The sequence below is a fragment of the Succinivibrio dextrinosolvens genome (genome assembly GCF_900116345.1).
Taxonomy (GTDB): Bacteria; Pseudomonadota; Gammaproteobacteria; order Enterobacterales; family Succinivibrionaceae; genus Succinivibrio; species Succinivibrio dextrinosolvens_B.
The window spans coordinates 1-17,833 of sequence record NZ_FPAH01000031.1 but is presented as its reverse complement, the minus strand read 5'-3'; the positions used below and the strand labels follow the sequence as shown (position 1 = coordinate 17,833).

The following is a 17,833-nucleotide window of genomic DNA, read 5'->3' as shown; positions in this document are numbered from 1 at the left end:
GTGTTTATAATATCATAGCTAAAAAGCGTATTCTGCTCCGATTAATCCCTTATTTCTATCAAGCGCCATTCTACTGATCTGGGCGTTTGAATAGAATCTGTCCGGTTTGGAAGAAACATCGAATGATGCTTCTGCAAATACCTTGAAGTTTGGATTGAATTTATAATAAAGTCCCAGAGTTAAATCTGAGATGATATTTGCTCCGTCAAATCTTTTCATACCATAACCTAATGTTGTGGAGAAGCCGTTTTCAAAACTGTAGTTTATAACTGCCTCATAGCTGTAAAGGTTGTGGGTGTATTTGTTGTATTTGGTGACGGTTCCATTGATAGCCGCATACAATCCTTCACCAAAGGTTCCGTAGGTTATGGACACGCCCTTATCTATCTTGTAGGTCGGTCTTAAGGCGTAGGCTGCGTATAAATCCCATTCAGAACTGCCTAAATTATACATTTTCTGAATATGCGGACTGAATTCTTTTGCCATTACCTGATTATTATCAGGCTGCAGATAGTAGTAGCTTACACCGTAGGCAATACCGATACCGTTATCAAGTCTTGTGGCAACCGCAAAGGAGGCGCCGTTATGTATATTGATATTGGTATTGTTAACATTATCCTGTGCTGTCTGATAGGACAATCTGAAGTCCCAGCCTAAAGCTGAGAGAGAATACATAATAAGACCAGGCTGATAATCGCCAAATGCATAATGATCATTAACCTGACAGTCCAGTTCCTGATAGATGTCGGTTACACCTGCGACGGTATAGAAGGCATTATCTCCTCTGCCAAAGGTGAGTGTTCCATACTGCTGAGCGTCAATACCTACGTACTGAGCTCTGGCGCTAATGCTATTATCACCGTTAGACCCTGTAGGCATGAGCCATTCGGTATAGCCTATAGCATAGACATTATCAGAAAGCTGTGAGCGACCGGCTACACCAAAATATACTGTAGTCTGAATTGCAGGATCACTTGAATTCTTATTTATATTCTTGCTGCCTTTTACATGACGAGAGGCACTGTCAGAGAGGTACATGGCATTGATTCGACCGAACAGGTCAAGATTTGTTCCATCCTTCTCATAAACTGTTGCAGCTTGAGCCTGAGAGGTAAGAATTACAGATAAGGCTGCTGCAAGAGGAATTAACTTCATAAACACTACACCAAAATGTTCTTTATTTTTTTAGGCATATCTTAGCAAAAAATAAGACTTTTTAAATGAGCAACATCTTCAGCTTTGTATGTTGCCCCCCAGCTGTCTATATCAGGACACTCATTCTGACCATATCCCCAGAGAACAGCTACAGAATCAGTATTTGAGGCTATAGCCGCCTTTATGTCGTTTAAATGATCGCCAACGTAGAGCGCATCTTCCGGGGCTGTATCAAGCAGCTCTAAAGCCTTTAAAATCGGCTCTGGATGAGGTTTGGTATGAGTCAGTGAATCGCAGCCTAAAATAAGCTCGAAATTTTTAGAGAATTCAAACTTTGATAACACTTTTTTGGCCATAACATAATACTTGTTTGTAATAACCGCTGTTTTGACTCCGTTTTTATGCAGTTCTTCGATAAGAGTCTCAATTCCGCTAAAATCTTTAGTTCTGTCACAGATGTGTTCTGTGTAGTAACTGGCAAAACAGTCTCTCATGACTGTTTCAATTCCGGCACTGTCCCATTCTTTCTCTGGAACTCCAAGCCTTAGCATTTCTCTCATGCCGGCTGTGACTTTTGTTCTGATTATTTTTTCATCAAGCTTTTTATAGCCGAACTTACTGAGAGTGTAATTGCAGGCTTCAATAAGATCGGGGGCTGTATCTAAAAGAGTGCCGTCCAGGTCAAAAAGAATAGCTTTATATTTTGTGTTCATCAGTCAAAAAACTTAAAATTATTATGAAAGTTTGCTAGAATATCCCGCTGGGCAAATTTTAACATAGCTCATTTAATAGGACTAAAGACTAACAATGATTGATACATCTAAGATAGACAATTTTCAAAACCGCATTCAGTATCTTAAGGATTCTGTTGCCGCTGTAAAGGATTTTCCTCAGGAAGGTATTCTGTTTCGTGACATTACTACACTTTTAGAGGATCCTAAAGCTCTGAAGGATACCATCGACCTTCTGTACGATGTATACAAGGATGAGAAAATTGACTACATTGCAGCTGCAGATGCCAGAGGCTTTATCTTTGGTTGTGCTCTAGCTTATAAAATTGGCTGTGGTCTGGTTCTTGTCCGCAAGAAAGGCAAGCTACCTCGTGAGACCATCAGTCAGGATTATGACCTAGAGTATGGCAAGAATACTCTGGAGATCAGCAAGGACTCATTAAAGAAAGGTGATAATGTTCTACTATTGGATGATTTACTTGCAACTGGCGGTACAGCTGGTGCTATGATAAAATTAGTAGAAAAATCAGGCGCAAACATTGTGTCCTTCGCTTTCATTATTGAGTTGTTTGACCTTGGCGGAGCTAAGCATATTAAAGATACCTACGGTATTGACTCCTTCAGCTTAATCCGTTTCCCTGGTCATTAAGAAGATAAAATGGCAATAGAATCCTCAGGACAGTATCAGGCACTAGCAAGAAAATACAGACCGCAGTCTTTTGATGATGTTGTAGGTCAGGAGCATGTAGTGAATGCTCTTAAGAATTCCATCGATTCACAGAGAATTCATCATGCTTACCTCTTGACTGGTACCCGAGGAATAGGTAAGACCACTATTGCCAGAATTATTGCAAAATGTCTTGAATGTGAAGAAGGCATTTGCTCAAATCCTCACGAACATTCCGAGTCCTGTTCAATCTGCAATGCCATCAGTGAAGGTAACTTCCCTGATGTTATTGAAATTGACGCTGCGTCCCAGACCAAGGTTGATGATACCAGAGCTCTTTTAGAAAATACTCAGTATCCTCCTCTGCAGGGACGATTTAAAGTTTATATCATCGATGAGGTTCACATGCTGTCCACCAGCAGTTTCAATGCACTGCTGAAGACTCTTGAAGAACCTCCATCATATGTTAAATTCATTCTTGCTACCACCGATCCTCAGAAGATCCCGACTACGGTATTATCCCGCTGTCTGCAGTTTCAGCTTAAATCACTGACCATCGATCAGATTGCCTCCCGTATTGAGTATATTGCAGGAAAGGAATCTATCCCATGTCAGAATGAAGCTGCGGTTATTATTGCCAGAGCTGCCAAGGGCAGTATGCGAGATGCCTTATCCCTATGCGATCAGGCTGTAGCTCTTGGTAATGGAGAGATTAAAAGAGATACCGTACTGTCAATGCTAGGTACTGCCGGTGACGGCTTTATCTCTCAAGTGCTTGAGCTTTTAAAGGTCAACTCTCAGGTAAAACTTGCTGATGTTTTATCCTCCATAAGATCTATCTGTCCTAACTACAAGAGTCTTTTGGATGAGCTGGTACAGACTTTCCATGATCTGGCCTTATATCAGATGATAGGTGGCAAGGATGCCTTAAATGTATTTACCACTCCTCTAGCAATTCTTGAGACCTATTCTAAGGATTTATCTGCTCAGGGTATTCAGCTTTATTATCAGATCTGTCTTCAGGGCCTAGAAGAGTACAAAGTTGCAGCTGACGGAGCCTCTGCCTTTGAGATGACCGTGCTGCGCATGCTTGCCTTTACACCCGAAAAAAAAAAGATTGGCTAGGTGAAGACTGTCCTGAAATTCTTGAATATCTTAATGAGGAATTACAGGGATTAACTCCAGAGCTGCTGTTATCTGAAGACATTTTATCCTTATCTCTAACTTCCTTACCAGAGAACTCTGCAGGAAGTTTAGCTGATACTCTTTCTGTAAATCCTACTTTAAATTCTGATTTAAACTCTAATTTAAACTCTAATTTAAACTCCGCCGTAAACTTTACCACTGGGAATATAAATGTATCTGAGCTCCATGATTCTTATGATAAAGCTTCAGAAGTTCCTGTAGTAGAGGTGGGTAAAGGAGCTGAATTACCAGAGGGATCAGAAGAATCAGAAAAATCTGAAGAATCAGTTTTATCAACAGGCTCTGCAGCCTCAGAGGAAATATCTGTTGCGCTTAAAGCTCCTGAATTATCTGATGTATCAATAGAATCAGCTACTTCCGCTGTTTTATCTGAAGCCGATACTGAAATCTCATCAAATGCAGAGAGTACAGCTTCTGAACCTGCTAAAAGGGAATTAACTGATAAGAGTTTTGCTTTATCGGATAATAAGCAGCTCAGTTCAGAGAATAACGGTTCTGATTTATTTGAGCTTCCTAAGAATTCTGGACCGGTCTTTAATTCTCCTATGGACGGCTCTGATATCAAGAATGTTACTCATAATAATTCCAGTGAGTTATCTCTTCTTATCAGTGCGCTTGAGGAACAGCAGAAAAGAACTGTTACTACACTTAGAACCGATAATTCTGAGTACACCAGAAAGCTTGATGAAATCTTTAATCCAACAGTTCTGACTTCTGAAATAGTTCCTCAAAAAGAGACTCTTAATACCTCTAATCTTTTCAACGAGAAATTTCAGAATGCCAGAAGTGTTATAGACAGCAAACTTGATATTGTTCTGGATACAGAAAAGTATCTCAATGAGCTCAGAGATTCTGTAAGCAAACTCACCTCAGATGGTGACAGTCAGGTTTCAAGCGATGTTTCCAGAAGTATTGAAGGTATATCTTCTATTGTTGCCGATTTAACCTCGACTAAGAACACCTCATCAGATCTGAAATCTGCTTTAGCAAAACTGCCATCCTTTGATGAATCCGGAAACATTGTAAGTGCAGCGCCAATAGATGAGAAAAAAGCTACTGAAGATAATGATGATAAAGATGAAGTCCCATTTGAACTAACCCCACAGAGTGAGGAATTGAGTGTTGATGAGGCTTTTGCTCAGGCACAGAAGGAAGCTCTGGCTCAGCTTGAACAGGACAAGGAATTAGAGTCACAGTTAAAGGAAGATGCTCAGAGATTTAATCAGGCTCTAAGAGATTCATCTATTAGTATTGAGGCTGTAATCAATCCAGAGTCAGCCCCTCAGGATAAATCAGATCTTCTTGCAAACGAAGATGATCACTATATTCAGAATATTGAAATACAGAATAGTGATGATTCTGATGTTTCTTTTGAAGGACAACCGGTTTCAGAACTGAATTCAGAGTCATCAGAAAAAGCAGGAATTCTGACTGCAGAACAAGCTGCTCCTAAGGTAGAAACTGTTTCTGACCTAAAGCCTGGTATTGCTGTAACCTATGTGGCAGGTTTCTTTGAGGGAAATACTAAAGAAGTTACAGAGATTATTCCTGATAAGCTTGAGTCTCTGGCTTTGGTTTTATCTGAGGTTGAGCGTAATTCTTCAGATGTTTTTGAGCATAAGCTGTCATCTTTGGATAATGAGATTTCAGGTAGCGTACTTCCTCCTTCTTTACAGCAGGCGGTTGACTCTGCCTTATGCGGAACTTTTGGTCAGAATACCAATGCAGCTTCAGAAAATGGCTCTGTTGTTCAGACTGTGCTTTCTTTGGCAAAGGATACAAATATAACTGAAGCTACAGTGAAGGTTGTACCAGATTCTGTTTATGCAGCGGAGATCTCATCCGGAACTCCAACTTTGGATTCTGGATTCACTCCTGTTGTAGATGATGACGATGCAGATGATGACTCTCATATTGAAACAGTTCGTGTAAGTGATTTAAAGGCTGTTGATAGTTCTAATACCACGGAGGCTGATAGCAATCTTATTGACGGCAATCCTAAGATTGTTCGTGAATCAACCTTAAAACTTATAGAGGCTGAACGTCAGTTTGAAAACAGACGTCTTGGTAGAAAGCTTGAACCAAAGGATTTTTACTATAAGGTTGAAGAGACTGATCCCTGGTTCCAGACTATTCTAAAATCTGGCTACAATGATGGACCAGTTTTCTCTGCCTTATGCTATTCAAAACGTATTATTGATCCAAACGATCAGTACAAATGGAAACTTCAGATTTCTACTGATTTTGAGCTTATGACCAGTGCTCCTGATTTTCATCATAATCTTAGAACCAGATTCTCCTTTGTCTTAAATCACCCTGTGGAGATTGAACTTGAGTCTTTCAAAGGAGTTCCTCCTGGATGCCCAGAGGAGTTAGCAAGGATGTGGTTTATCAAAGAAATTGAGAATGCCAAGTATGAAATTTCTCAGAATGAGGAACTGAATACTCTGCTGATGAAGCTTGGTGAGGATCTGAGAACTCTCAATATCAGTATTTATACCCAAAATGGAATTGCGGATATGACTTAGAGTAAAATCTTTAGAATCGTTTAGCATTGATCTGGCATAAGACTCTTCTTCATGGTCAATGCTACGCGATTATAAGAAAAATAATTATCGGAGCCGTCGTCCCCCCCCCCACACACACAAGTTTTAGTGTGAAGTAGGGCAATTGAGTTAATTTTTAAGGGCTGTTAGAGGAACGACGAATACACCATCTTCTCTTTTATAGACTGCATTAGTTAATCCGCAGATGATACACAGTACTTTTGGCGGACGACCTTTCTCTTCTTTTTCAATCTGATTTTTTATTTTAATCAGGTTTTTTGCTGCTGCATCTATCTGATTTGCTCCGAGCTTTATTTCAAATGCACACCAACTTCCATCTTCAAGTTCTATTACTGCATCTAATTCCTGATTTAAGTAATTCTGGTAATGATATAGTTTTCCCCCAAAGGTCTCTGCGTATATACGAAGGTCCCTTTCTACCAGACCTTCAAAAAGAAAACCGAATGTATTAAGATCTCCGATCATTTTTTCTGTATTCAGCTGTAGTAATGCACAGGCTAGTGAAGGATCGATAAAATGTCTTTTTTCGGATTGTTTTACTCTAACAGAAGATCTTATATTTGATGCGAAGGGCTTCTGATTTTCAATAAGGAATAGTCTTTCGAAAATATCAAGGTAAGAAGCTATAGTCCGAGTATCTATATCCTCATCATCAATTTCTTTTATGTCATTTTTTAGAGTCTTATTTGAAACAGTAGTACTTTCATTTCTCGCCAGAGATCGAAGCAGTAGCTTAATTTTTTGTCTGTTTTTGGGAAGATCATCTATCCTGTGAACATCATCTTCTATAATTGCCTTTATATATTCTGAAGGAATTAATCCTGCGTCTTTAATAGGAATATCCTGATTTCCTGGCCATCCTCCTCTTATTATGTATTCAGCTAAACTTTCTAGAGAAACTTCACCCGTCAGTTTTGGTGTAATTTGTCCTTCACACAATTCTTTAAGTGATATTATTCCAGATGAATGTCCTGACTCAAAGAGTGACATTGGTCGCATTTTTAATCTTGCAATACGGCCTGCTCCACTATGGTTTATTCCTTTATGTTTAGGTGTTGATGAGCCTGTAAGAATATATTGACCTGGAGTTGCCCTTTTATCAACTTCATATCGAACCGCATCCCATAAAGGAGGAACCTCCTGCCATTCATCAATGAGTCGAGGAACAGTTCCTTCTAAAACTGTTGAAGGGGCAAGTTCAGCAAGTCTTCTATTCTGAAAATTACCTTCAGGACTTCCTATAAGAATCTCACTATTACAGTGATGCCTTGATGTCCAGGTTTTTCCACACCATTTCGGGCCTTCTATGCATACCGCGCCAAATATACTTAGATATTTTTTTACAGTATCGTCTATTAGTCGTGATTTGTATTTGTCATTCATAGAAATACCTTAATGCTGAGTTAAATTTACTCGTATTTACAAGTATATTATAATACTAATGTATCAGATTTAGTAAATAGAATGTATCATATTTAGTAAATATAGTGTATCAGATTTGGTAAATAGAATGTATTAGATTTAGTAAATAGAATGTATCATATTTAGTAAATATAGTGTATCAGATTTGGTAAATAGAATGTATCAGATTTGGTAAATAGAATGTATCAGATTTGGTAAATAGAATGTATCAGATTTAGTAAATAGAGTGTATCAGGTTTAGATAATGGAATAAATCAGATTTAAGAATTTGTATCCGTGATTTACTGCTCCTGTTCTGCTAATTATAGATACAAAAACGCAGCTCCTTTGTAGAACTGCGTTTAACCTAATCTTTAGTTGAAAAGTTGAGACTTAATCCCAGCCTTCACCTGAATCTTCCTCAACCTTTCCTGAGTTCAGCTTCATAGAATTCCAGACCTTGTTGGTGATCTTGGTAACCTTTGAGGAGGTTGGAGTTAAGAAGTACATGGTCTTCATCTTCTCTTCAGGAATATTCAGGGATGGATTAGCCTTAAGCACATCATCTAATCCCTTGATAGCGTCAGTTACTGGCATCATATAGCGCATATCATTGGCTACAGTGGTAGCAACCTTAGGATCTAAAAGGAAGTTAAACCACTTATGAGCTGCATCGTAATGATCTGCATTTGCGGCAATGGTCCAGCAGTCAAACCAGAATACAGAGCCTTCCTTTGGAATTACATATTCGATATCAAGCTTGTTGGCTTTAGCTCTTTCAGTGGCCTGAAGCACATCTCCTGAATATCCTACTGCCATACAGATTTCACCTGAGGCAAGATCGTTGATGTATCTTGATGAATGGAAATAAGACACATTAGCTGCAAGTGAGGTTAAAACCTTTAAAGCCTCATCGTAGTCGGATGCATTCTCTGAGTTAGGATTCTTGCCTAAAACATGCATAGCAGTTGAAATAACTTCAATAGGGGAATCGATGATGGCAATTCCGCACTGCTTTAATTTCTTTGAATTCTCTGGATTGAAAAGCACATCCCAGGAATCAAGTTTGAAATCTTTGCCGAATATTTCTGCAATCTTCTGTTTGTTATAGCCGATACCGACAGAAATCTCTGTATATGGATATGCATACTGATTGTCAGGATCGATCTTAGCTAAAGCTTCCATACGTACAGGATCAAGATTCTTCCAGTTTGGGATCTTGCTCTTGTCGATCTTCTGAAGAGCACCAGCCTTAGCTAGACGAGGTACATAGTAGCTGGTCATCATCACGGCATCAAAACCGGATTTGCCTGATAATAGACGTGCCTCTACCAGCTCGTTACTGTCAAACAGAGCATAGTTAGTCTTAAGACCTGTTGCCTTTTCAAAGTCTACAACTGTTGTTTCACCGATATAATCACTCCAGTTCCAGACATTGACGTCATAGCCTGCATTTGAAGCTGTTGCTGCAGATAGGAAAGCCAAACCTACAACAGTCTTAGAAAAATTCTTCATGTGCAATTACCTTTAAAAAATGAAGAAAAAATTAACGTTCAATGTTTTTGCATTATAGAGAGAACTGAGCTGATTACAATAAAAAATTTCACTTTATTGTATTTAATTTTAAATTTATAAAAATATTTTTATAAATCATAGTATTAAGTTGATTTTTCGATTTTTTCAAAAATCTGCTCTGATAAATAATGATGCATCATAAAATAATGCACAGAATCTCAAAATAACACTAAATAATTACAAGATCCTTTTGATATTCATTGAGTTTCTCTTACAATAGGTGGAGTAAGGAGACAAATATGGGCGTAATTATTACACTTTGCAATCCAAAGGGAGGTACTGCAAAAACCTCAACAGCGGTTAATCTCTGCTGTGGTCTTAAGGCTGTGAATAAAAAAGTACTGCTTGTGGATTTTGATCCTCAGCGTTCTGCAAGTGTAGCTCTTGGGTACGAATACTTTGATTCAGAGTGTAATATCAGTTCCTCTGTTCTGGATGGGGTACCAATTGAAGCCTGTATTGTACCTTACGCCAAAGGTGGATTTGATCTGTCTTTAGCCAGTGATGATCTGATTGCGGTTCCTGCGGCCTTAAGAGAAAGACTGAATGCACATGAAGTGTTAGCTGATGCTCTGGCACCGGTTAAAAATAAGTATGATTATATTGTGGTGGATACTCCTGCTACTCTTAATATGATCACCATTATTGCTATATGTGCTTCTGATTATCTGATTATTCCTGTCTCCTGTGATATTTTCTCTGTAGATTCCATGATGGGACTTATCAAGAAGTTTCATGAATTAAAGGAAAACGGTCTTACCCACTGTAATATTCTGGGGATATTAAGAACCATGTATGACAAACTCCTTCCTTTAGCCGCAACTATATCCTCAGAGCTTGAGAATTCCTTCAGCGACATGCTGTTTAAAACCAAGATTACCTACAATCCAAGAATATCCGAATCATCCTCAGCTGCGGTTCCTGTTCTTTTGTATGACAGAACTTCTCTGGGCTCTCAGGAGTATCTTTCTTTTACAGGAGAAGTTTTGAAAAAGATACGTCTTCTCGAAGGCGAGAGTTAGAGTTAAGTCTTTAATCCTGTATCAGGTGGCAAGATATTGCCGTTATTTTGTTTATCTTGCCAAAATGAAACTGGTATTAACTGTTTTGGGCTTGATTTAATTATACTTTAATTAAAGTAACTGTCTAATTTACAAGATGTTTTCTTTTTAATCATTATCCATTCTATTGGCATGTTAATTGCTGTGTTTTTCTCATAATAACCAAAGTGAGAGAAATACCATGGCACTATATATTCAGACAAATACTGCATCTATTAATGCCCAGAGAGATTTGAATCACGTAAACCGCGTCAATAAAAATGTTACCCAGAGACTGGCTTCTGGTTTACGTATCAATTCTGCCGCAGATGATCCTGCCAATCTGCAGGTTAGTAATCGTATGACCTCTCAGATAAACGGACTTAAACAGGGCAACAGAAATACCTGTGACGGTCAGGCTCTTATCAATACCGCTGAAGGTGCCTTATGTGAGGAAATAAGTATTCTGCAGAGAATACGTGTCCTTGCAATTCAGAGTGCTAATGGAACCTTTACACAGCAGGATCGAGACTCTATGCAGCTTGAAGTTAATTCAATCTGTAAGGAGATTACCAGAATTGCCTACGATACCACCTATGGCGGAGCTCAGATTTTAAACGGTACCAATAACGGACTTATCAATCCAAATGGTAATCTTAGAATCCATGTTGGTGCTCAGGCAAATTCAGTCGTTGATATAAAGCTAGATATTGCCTTTTCAATGTCGGCTCTGCATGCTTATATAGGTGGTCTTACCAATGGTGGCTATGATCCTGTCAATCAGTCTTTTGATATTTCCACAAGAGAAAATGCTGAAAAAGTAATAGGCGGTATTGATGATTACATTCAGTATATTGACTCAAAGCGTTCAGAGCTCGGTGCTATTTCCAACCGCTTTGATTCAACTGTAAGGAATCAGGATACCACTCATGAGAATCAGAGTTTCTCAAGATCACAGATCCGTGACAGCGATTATGCTGAAGAATCGTCAAGATATATTCAGAACAATATTCTGACTAATGCTTCCACACAAATGCTGGTACAGGCGAATGCCAGACCAGAGATTGTGGCAGCACTGCTTTCATGATGAAGTTTATTTAGATAAATCTTTTCCTTGTGATTCTTTCATTATCTAATGGAAGAGTTACTGTTTCTTTTAACACATCATTACTTTGACTTTACTGTTTTCCTCGTGATTATCTTTAAACAGGTAATTAAAAATCTGATTATGCTATAATCACGCATCTTTTTCTGTTTCAGTAATTTTTTGAGAATAAATGTAACCTATGACCAAAGATAGAATCATCCCTGATAAATCAAGAAGAGCCCCTAAAAGAGATATTGATGGTGTTTTTCTTCTGGATAAGCCTACAGGAATCAGCTCAGCCTTAGCCTTAACTAAAGTTAGGGGAATCTTCAGAGCAAACAAGGCTGGTCATACTGGTTCACTAGACCCATTAGCCTCAGGACTGTTACCTGTCTGTCTTGGTCAGGCAGCAAAGTTCTCTTCATATTTTCTTGAAGGCTCAAAAAAGTATATTGCAACTGGTAAGCTTGGCATTGTAACTGATTCTGGAGATGCTGAAGGTAACGTTGTTGAAGAACACGAAATAGGGGATGCGTTTAATAATCTTGAGGATGCCATTAACAAGTTTGTAGGTGACATTACTCAGGTTCCTCCAATCTACTCTGCAATTAAAGTAGATGGCAAGCCTTTATATAAATATGCAAGGGCAGGCAAGAGTGTTGAAGTGCCAAGTCGAGATGTAACTGTCTTTTATATAAAGCTTCTTGATAAAACTGAAGATTCCTTTACTATCGAGGTTTATTGTTCAAAGGGAACCTACATCAGAACACTTGTTTCAGATATTGGTGCTGAACTTGGCTGTGGTGCTCATGTAACCATGCTAAGACGTATTGAAGTAGATGGTCTTCCTAAGGGTGAGATGCATACTCTTGAATCCTTACAGAAGCTTGCTGATGCTCGTGAGGATTTTACTGATTTTACAGAAATGGACTCAATGCTTATTCCTATTGATGAGGCCATGAATTATCTTCCACGAATTGATATTCCTTATGATATGGCTGTGCTGCTGTGTCAGGGACAGCGTCAGGATAATCTTGCAGATTGCTCCTTTAGTGGCTGTGACATTGAATATAAGGACACTATTCAGATTAGAACCAATGATATGTTTATCGGTGTTGGTCATATTCAGAATGGAACCTTAATCTCAGACAGAATGATGTCTGATCCGTTGCATACCAATAAAGGGTTGTACAAGTAGCTAATAATAAATGTCTGTATAAGTAGCAACCAAAATCCAAGTATAGAAAACTATAGGCAAATCTTGCTATTAACAGTTTTTATTAACAGCATTTTATCTCTATCGGCCATTTCCTGATTCTGTATCAGTAATTAATGAGTCAAGTGATTCTGGAGGGTAGCTTCACTAAATAATGACCTTTGTACTGTTTCGTCAGTTTTGTTCTGCCCACATTGTAAAGGAGGCAAAAGTGGTAAAGGGGGGTAAATGAGGTGTTTGGTTCTCAGTATTCCTCTGACTTAAACTGATAAAGCAAAGCGGAAGTAGCAAAATTTAGGAATGATAGTAGTATATCTTTCTTTGTTTCCTTATAATGAGACGATTGTTTTTAGTGGATAAAGAGAACTATGTCATTTCTTGATAAAGTCTGGTACAGAAAATTAGGAGTTATGAATGCTCCTGTAATCCTTCCTCTTCTTCCTTTATCTGCTGCATTTTCACTGATCACAAGAATCAGACGTGAAAGATATAAATCGGGTAAGAAATATTCACTAAGAGTAAAGCCTGTTGTAATTGTTGTCGGCGGTATCTCTGTAGGAGGTACCGGCAAGACTCCACTTTGTATCTCTCTGCTTCAGCGCTTAAGTGATCTTGGCTATACCGTAGGTCTTTTATCACGAGGATATAAGGGAAAATCAAAAGAATATCCTCTGGTGGTAACCTCCTCTTCAAATGTTTCAGAGTGTGGCGATGAACCTCTTTTAATCAAATTAAGTGTTAAGGATAAGGCAACCGTAGTTGTTGATCCTAACCGTGAAAGAGGGGCTCAGTATCTTGAAAAACTTGGGGTTGATGTAATTGTTACTGATGATGGTCTTCAGCACTACGCACTGCAGCGAGATTTTGAAATCATAGTTATCGATGCTCAGAGAATGCTAGGCAATGGTTTTCTTTTGCCGGCAGGTCCTCTAAGAGAAGGTGAATGGAGACTTGATACAGCTGATATTGTTGTAACCAATGGTAATCCTATAGAGCCTAAGAGTAATTATCAGGCGATGCATCTGGTACCATCTCCTGCTGTCTCTATAGAGTCCTTCTGTTCTAATCAGGGCTTTCATGATTATCTGCAGAAGGGGACAAATGTTGTGGCTCTAGCTGGAATTGGAAATCCAAACCGTTTCTACAACACCTTAAAATCCTGTGGCTATAATATTGTTTCAACTATTGATACAGGTGATCATGGAGTTGTAAGCAAACAGATTCTCATAAATAATGCAAAAAAGTTTCCTGTCGTCATGACTGCTAAAGATGCTGTAAAATATGCAGAATATAAACTTGATAATCTTTATGTACTGAATGTGGAAGCTGTACTTCCAGAAAAGTTCTATCAGATTGTGGCATCGAGACTTTATGATCTGACTACAGAAAGATTTAAAGATTAAAGACTGAATTTAATTTAAAGACTGATTTTATAAAGTCTATATTTAATGAAACTGAATTTCATAAAGTCAGAATATAATAAAACTGAATTTAATAAAGACTGAATTGTAAATAATAAGAGAACAAAAATGACAGATTACGTTGTAGCTATCCCTGCCCGTTACGCCTCAACTAGATTCCCAGGAAAACCTCTGGTACTGGTTGGTGGTGTTCCAATGATTAAAAGAGTCTGTATGCAGGCTTTAAAATCAGATGCCAAAAAGGTAGTAGCCTGTATTGATGATGAAAGGGTAGAATCTGCTCTTTCAGGTATGGATAAGGTTGAAGTCTGTATGACATCACAAAAGTGCAGATGCGGTACCGACAGACTTGCAGAGATGGTAGAAAAACTCAACATTGATGGAGATACCATCATTGTTAATGTTCAGGGGGATGAGCCTTTAATTAACCCAGAGCACATAAGACAGGTTGCTGCTCTACTTGAAAAGAGCAATGCGGATATGTCTACCCTTTGCTTTAAGATTGATAATGTTAAGGATGTTTTCGATCCTAACTGTGTTAAGGTTGTTTTTGATAAGAACAACATGGCCATGTACTTTAGCCGTGCTCCTATTCCTTATGAAAGAGAGAACTTCAGAAACAAGGATATTTCCTCTTTGGAGTTTGAGCATTTCCATCACATCGGAATTTATGCCTACAGAGCCAAGACTGTACTTAACTACACCAAGATGCCTCAGGTCACTTTGGAGAAGTGCGAGTCTTTAGAACAGCTGAGATTACTTCAGAACGGTATGTCAATTGTGGTTGGTGTAACAGAGAATCCTCCTGAGACTGGTGTGGATACTCCTGAAGATTTAGAGAGAATTAACAGTATCCTTAAAGATTAGAGTTTTCTTGAGCAGGAGTCTATTTATATTTTATATAGAGTAATCTTCTGGAACAGCTTAAGGGAATAGGGTAATTTTAGTTTAGAACTTAAGGCCCTGAGTGGTGTTAGGAAAGGCCTCTTCTTGGAGGATGTATTAATCTTTACGGTGACCAAATGATACGGACTTTGGTCACACTTTAAATTGGTTGTAATCCACTTACAATCTGCTTTTTTAAAATCTAATTCTTTTCTTAATGTTTTGAATTAAGGATCACGTTCTACATTTATAATGTGACTCAGGGATCAAACTATGATATTTCTCTGGATTTCTTTCTGTGTTTCTGATCAAATAATGATAGTTTAGTCTTTTGGAAAACTATCACGATGGAAGGCGAATTCAATATATCAGAACAATTAGAGGAGCTAGCTCGCTCTTCTAATCGCTTTTCATCTCCTGTTAAGCCTGAAATTGATTATGAGCAGGAATATACAGAGGTATTTTCTGCTTTCGGATTGGGAGAGGAAGAAATTGAAGATCAGCTTGATAAATGGGAGCTTGCCAAGTTAAAAGCTGAACGTTTCTATAAGCGCAATCCTAAATATCAAATAATTCACGATATCCTTGATGACATTTATGCCGATGTTGTGAATGTCGATACCCGTGATCCCGATTTAATCTCCTATAACATCGCAGTTGTTCTCTTTGTTGTTTTACTGGCAGGAGTCTGTGACTGCAATGATGATGCAGAGATAGCAGAATTATGGTTCTGCAATAACATGGAGCTGCAACATCTAATTCCAGGAATGCCTTCTCCAAAACACATGATCTCCGATGAAACAGTTAGAACCATTCGCAAACTTGTTCCTGAGGATGTTATGCACTCAATCTTTACGAAGTATTTTGATAAAGTAAAAGTGTGTATAGCAGATATGATTATGAACAAGGTCTATGATTCTCAGAACTACGGAAAGACCTTAGGCGGAGATGGACAGGAAATGAGAGCAACCTTTAGAGAAGGAAGTTTCAGCCGCAAGAAAAAAGGCGGACATGGAGTCAGCATCTACGACTGCGACAGTCAGACTGTTGTCGGATTCAAAACGGTTCACCTGAAGAATCAGGAAGCTCAGGCTTTCATTGATATTCTCGAAAAAAATCACCATTGATGAGGATGCCCTCTTCTATGCAGATGCACTGAATCTCCGAGATATTCTCTTAAACTATCTGTGTCTGAGAAAGATAGACTGGCTTTTCCCTGTTAAAAACAACAATGGAAATAAAGAACTGAGAAAAGCTATAGAAAAGGCTTTCAATGAGAACTCAGATAGTAAAGAGACATTCTCTCATGACTCTCTGGAGAAAATCTCAGGGGGAATCGATGAAAACTCTATTCAGATGATGAGTGCTGAAGCTATTCCCGAGGAAATCAGAAGTCTGTACGGTAATGCAGCCACCATCATCAAGGTTACCAAAAAGACCTCTAAGTACTGAGCCCGTAATACCAATCCAAAGGAACAGCCAAGACCTGTCACCACAGAAAGGTATTATATTTCCTCTCTTAAAACTAGTCATGAGAATTTCCGTCAGCTTGTTCATTCCATCGGTGTACGCTGGTACTATGTAACACATCATAATACTCTGGAATGCTTCTTTATGCAGGACTCTCAGGCTTTATGCAATAAGGATAATATCGAAGCTACTGTTGCAAAGAACAAGATACTTTACAACGTCGTATCCTATGCAAGACAGAGATTGTCTCAGGAAGGATTCAGACGAACCAGATTCCGAACAGAGAGTTCTGAAAAACGAAAACCGCTGTCCTACAAATTGACTCGTCAGGCTCTGGCTAGTGATATCTATCTGGCATTCAAGATAGCGGTTGATTACTTCATAGAAGAACAATAAGCTACTTTCATACATCATGGCTGATGCAGAATGTCTGTTCAAAAAAATCTGAAATAATCAGACATATCGCTAATAAATTCTCTAAAACTCAGAAAATTCCTTAAGAAAAGAATTAAATTTAAAAAAAGCAGACTGTATGTTGAATACAGCTTTTAACGTTTAATTACAATGTGACCTATGTCCGTATCATTTGGTCACCGAAATTAATCTTTAGTATGACCTTAAAGAATTGAGAATTACTAGGGATGAACTTAAGGGAATGGAGAATTTATAAGAAAAGCATATGAATGGGGCAATGATTAGATAATCATCTTGTTTATCATATTTATTTTAAATGTAATACCCATAAATCAGGTATTGTTTAGTTCCTTATTTACCTGAGCCAGATTGTTTATCTGCTCAAGCTGATTATTGGTCAGCAGCTCCAAAAGGTTGCTGATACAACATTTTCACCAAAGAAACTGGTGAATCGCATAAAGTGCCATTTCATGGATATAATTGAGTTGGCTCTTGATAACGGAGAGCTCTTAAAATCATACATTGAACGTCATCTTGAACTGTTCAAAACGTATGCTAAAAGCTCTACAAGTTTTATAAACCGCATGAGAGGTAAAAGCATTAAACACATTATTGATGTTATATCTAAACCACCAAGAATGCCTTTATATTGTATGGCGCTAACACGATCTGATCATGATCTAAAAATCGATTGGACCTAGATTTAACCGTATCAGCAGACATTTCTGCTGAAATAAAAATTTTTGTTATGCCTGTTTTTTTTCAGGCACGACAAAGTCCCAAGGTTATTCACTAACTTTGGCTTTGCTCTTTCAAAATTTGATTCAAGATTAAAGCTATTTCTTCGCTTTGATTTTCTTTCTGGTCCTAGCAAACTTCTCTAATGGAGTATCGTCGTCGATACTGGATTGAAAACCACTGTTCTCCAAATCATCAGGGACATCATTTCCTGTCGATTCAGGATGTTTGTAAAAGAGACCGATGAATCTTTCGTCATT

At 38.3% G+C, this 17,833-nt stretch carries 15 protein-coding genes; 11 read left to right on the top strand and 4 right to left on the bottom strand.

All coding sequences use genetic code 11. The features are described from left to right. Window positions 1-18: 18 nt before the first annotated feature. On the bottom strand, window positions 19-1,155 hold the full coding sequence (locus BM308_RS09475) for a porin (protein ID WP_074944776.1): 1,137 nt from the start codon (window positions 1,153-1,155) through the stop codon (window positions 19-21). Window positions 1,156-1,196: 41 nt separating this feature from the next. Next, a complete protein-coding gene (locus BM308_RS09470; protein ID WP_074944775.1) occupies window positions 1,197-1,868 on the bottom strand; it encodes an HAD family hydrolase in 672 nt (223 codons plus the stop codon). 94 nt (window positions 1,869-1,962) lie between these two features. Between BM308_RS09470 and BM308_RS09465 the strand changes: the two genes are divergently transcribed. From BM308_RS09465 to BM308_RS09455, 3 genes are all read left to right on the top strand, one after another. Continuing rightward, entirely contained in the window at window positions 1,963-2,535 is a 573-nt protein-coding gene (locus BM308_RS09465) for an adenine phosphoribosyltransferase (RefSeq protein WP_074944773.1), read from the top strand. 9 nt (window positions 2,536-2,544) lie between these two features. Further along, entirely contained in the window at window positions 2,545-3,678 is a 1,134-nt protein-coding gene (gene dnaX / locus BM308_RS09460) for a DNA polymerase III subunit gamma/tau (RefSeq protein WP_074944772.1), read from the top strand. 287 nt (window positions 3,679-3,965) lie between these two features. Further along, the gene (locus BM308_RS09455; protein WP_074944770.1) at window positions 3,966-6,287 is read left to right on the top strand and encodes a hypothetical protein; all 2,322 of its coding nucleotides are present in this window, start codon (window positions 3,966-3,968) and stop codon (window positions 6,285-6,287) included. A gap of 147 nt (window positions 6,288-6,434) precedes the next feature. Here the strand turns inward: BM308_RS09455 and BM308_RS09450 are convergent, their stop codons facing one another. Beyond that, window positions 6,435-7,709, bottom strand: a complete 1,275-nt coding sequence (locus BM308_RS09450; RefSeq protein ID WP_074944769.1) for an ATP-binding protein — start codon at window positions 7,707-7,709, stop codon at window positions 6,435-6,437. A gap of 411 nt (window positions 7,710-8,120) precedes the next feature. After that, a complete protein-coding gene (locus tag BM308_RS09445) occupies window positions 8,121-9,242 on the bottom strand; it encodes a polyamine ABC transporter substrate-binding protein (RefSeq protein WP_074944767.1) in 1,122 nt (373 codons plus the stop codon). A 299-nt stretch (window positions 9,243-9,541) separates the two neighbouring features. Between BM308_RS09445 and BM308_RS09440 the strand changes: the two genes are divergently transcribed. The 8 genes from BM308_RS09440 (at window position 9,542) to BM308_RS09405 (ending at window position 16,817) form a co-directional block, all read left to right on the top strand. After that, window positions 9,542-10,324 (top strand): ParA family protein, encoded by a 783-nt coding sequence (locus tag BM308_RS09440; RefSeq protein WP_074944766.1) that lies wholly within the window; start codon window positions 9,542-9,544, stop codon window positions 10,322-10,324. Window positions 10,325-10,544: 220 nt separating this feature from the next. Beyond that, complete coding sequence (locus BM308_RS09435; protein WP_074944765.1) at window positions 10,545-11,429, top strand: flagellin N-terminal helical domain-containing protein; 885 nt, start codon at window positions 10,545-10,547, stop codon at window positions 11,427-11,429. 199 nt (window positions 11,430-11,628) lie between these two features. Next, window positions 11,629-12,627: a tRNA pseudouridine(55) synthase TruB gene (gene truB / locus BM308_RS09430; RefSeq protein WP_074944763.1), complete on the top strand. Its 999-nt coding sequence runs from the start codon at window positions 11,629-11,631 to the stop codon at window positions 12,625-12,627. A 386-nt stretch (window positions 12,628-13,013) separates the two neighbouring features. Continuing rightward, a complete protein-coding gene (gene lpxK, locus BM308_RS09425; protein WP_074944761.1) occupies window positions 13,014-14,048 on the top strand; it encodes a tetraacyldisaccharide 4'-kinase in 1,035 nt (344 codons plus the stop codon). A 126-nt stretch (window positions 14,049-14,174) separates the two neighbouring features. After that, a complete protein-coding gene (gene kdsB / locus BM308_RS09420) occupies window positions 14,175-14,933 on the top strand; it encodes a 3-deoxy-manno-octulosonate cytidylyltransferase (RefSeq protein WP_074944760.1) in 759 nt (252 codons plus the stop codon). A gap of 365 nt (window positions 14,934-15,298) precedes the next feature. Then, window positions 15,299-16,078, top strand: coding sequence for a hypothetical protein (locus BM308_RS09415; protein WP_074944758.1), 780 nt, complete (start codon window positions 15,299-15,301; stop codon window positions 16,076-16,078). Beyond that, the gene (locus tag BM308_RS09410) at window positions 16,050-16,403 is read left to right on the top strand and encodes a hypothetical protein (protein ID WP_074944756.1); all 354 of its coding nucleotides are present in this window, start codon (window positions 16,050-16,052) and stop codon (window positions 16,401-16,403) included. The genes BM308_RS09415 and BM308_RS09410 overlap by 29 nt, the downstream gene beginning before the upstream one ends. 162 nt (window positions 16,404-16,565) lie before the next feature. Continuing rightward, a complete protein-coding gene (locus BM308_RS09405) occupies window positions 16,566-16,817 on the top strand; it encodes a hypothetical protein (protein ID WP_074944755.1) in 252 nt (83 codons plus the stop codon). The last annotated feature ends 1,016 nt before the right edge of the window (window positions 16,818-17,833 follow it).

Bases quoted from the DNA above. Each gene is read 5' to 3' on its own strand.
- BM308_RS09445 (WP_074944767.1), bottom strand. From the start codon at position 9,242: ATGAAGAATTTTTCTAAGACTGTTGTAGGTTTGGCTTTCCTATCTGCA.
- truB (WP_074944763.1), top strand. From the start codon at position 11,629: ATGACCAAAGATAGAATCATCCCTGATAAATCAAGAAGAGCCCCTAAA.
- BM308_RS09475 (WP_074944776.1), bottom strand. From the start codon at position 1,155: ATGAAGTTAATTCCTCTTGCAGCAGCCTTATCTGTAATTCTTACCTCT.
- BM308_RS09415 (WP_074944758.1), top strand. From the start codon at position 15,299: ATGGAAGGCGAATTCAATATATCAGAACAATTAGAGGAGCTAGCTCGC.
- BM308_RS09470 (WP_074944775.1), bottom strand. From the start codon at position 1,868: ATGAACACAAAATATAAAGCTATTCTTTTTGACCTGGACGGCACTCTT.
- BM308_RS09465 (WP_074944773.1), top strand. From the start codon at position 1,963: ATGATTGATACATCTAAGATAGACAATTTTCAAAACCGCATTCAGTAT.
- BM308_RS09405 (WP_074944755.1), top strand. From the start codon at position 16,566: ATGCAGGACTCTCAGGCTTTATGCAATAAGGATAATATCGAAGCTACT.
- BM308_RS09435 (WP_074944765.1), top strand. From the start codon at position 10,545: ATGGCACTATATATTCAGACAAATACTGCATCTATTAATGCCCAGAGA.
- BM308_RS09440 (WP_074944766.1), top strand. From the start codon at position 9,542: ATGGGCGTAATTATTACACTTTGCAATCCAAAGGGAGGTACTGCAAAA.
- kdsB (WP_074944760.1), top strand. From the start codon at position 14,175: ATGACAGATTACGTTGTAGCTATCCCTGCCCGTTACGCCTCAACTAGA.
- lpxK (WP_074944761.1), top strand. From the start codon at position 13,014: ATGTCATTTCTTGATAAAGTCTGGTACAGAAAATTAGGAGTTATGAAT.
- BM308_RS09450 (WP_074944769.1), bottom strand. From the start codon at position 7,709: ATGAATGACAAATACAAATCACGACTAATAGACGATACTGTAAAAAAA.
- dnaX (WP_074944772.1), top strand. From the start codon at position 2,545: ATGGCAATAGAATCCTCAGGACAGTATCAGGCACTAGCAAGAAAATAC.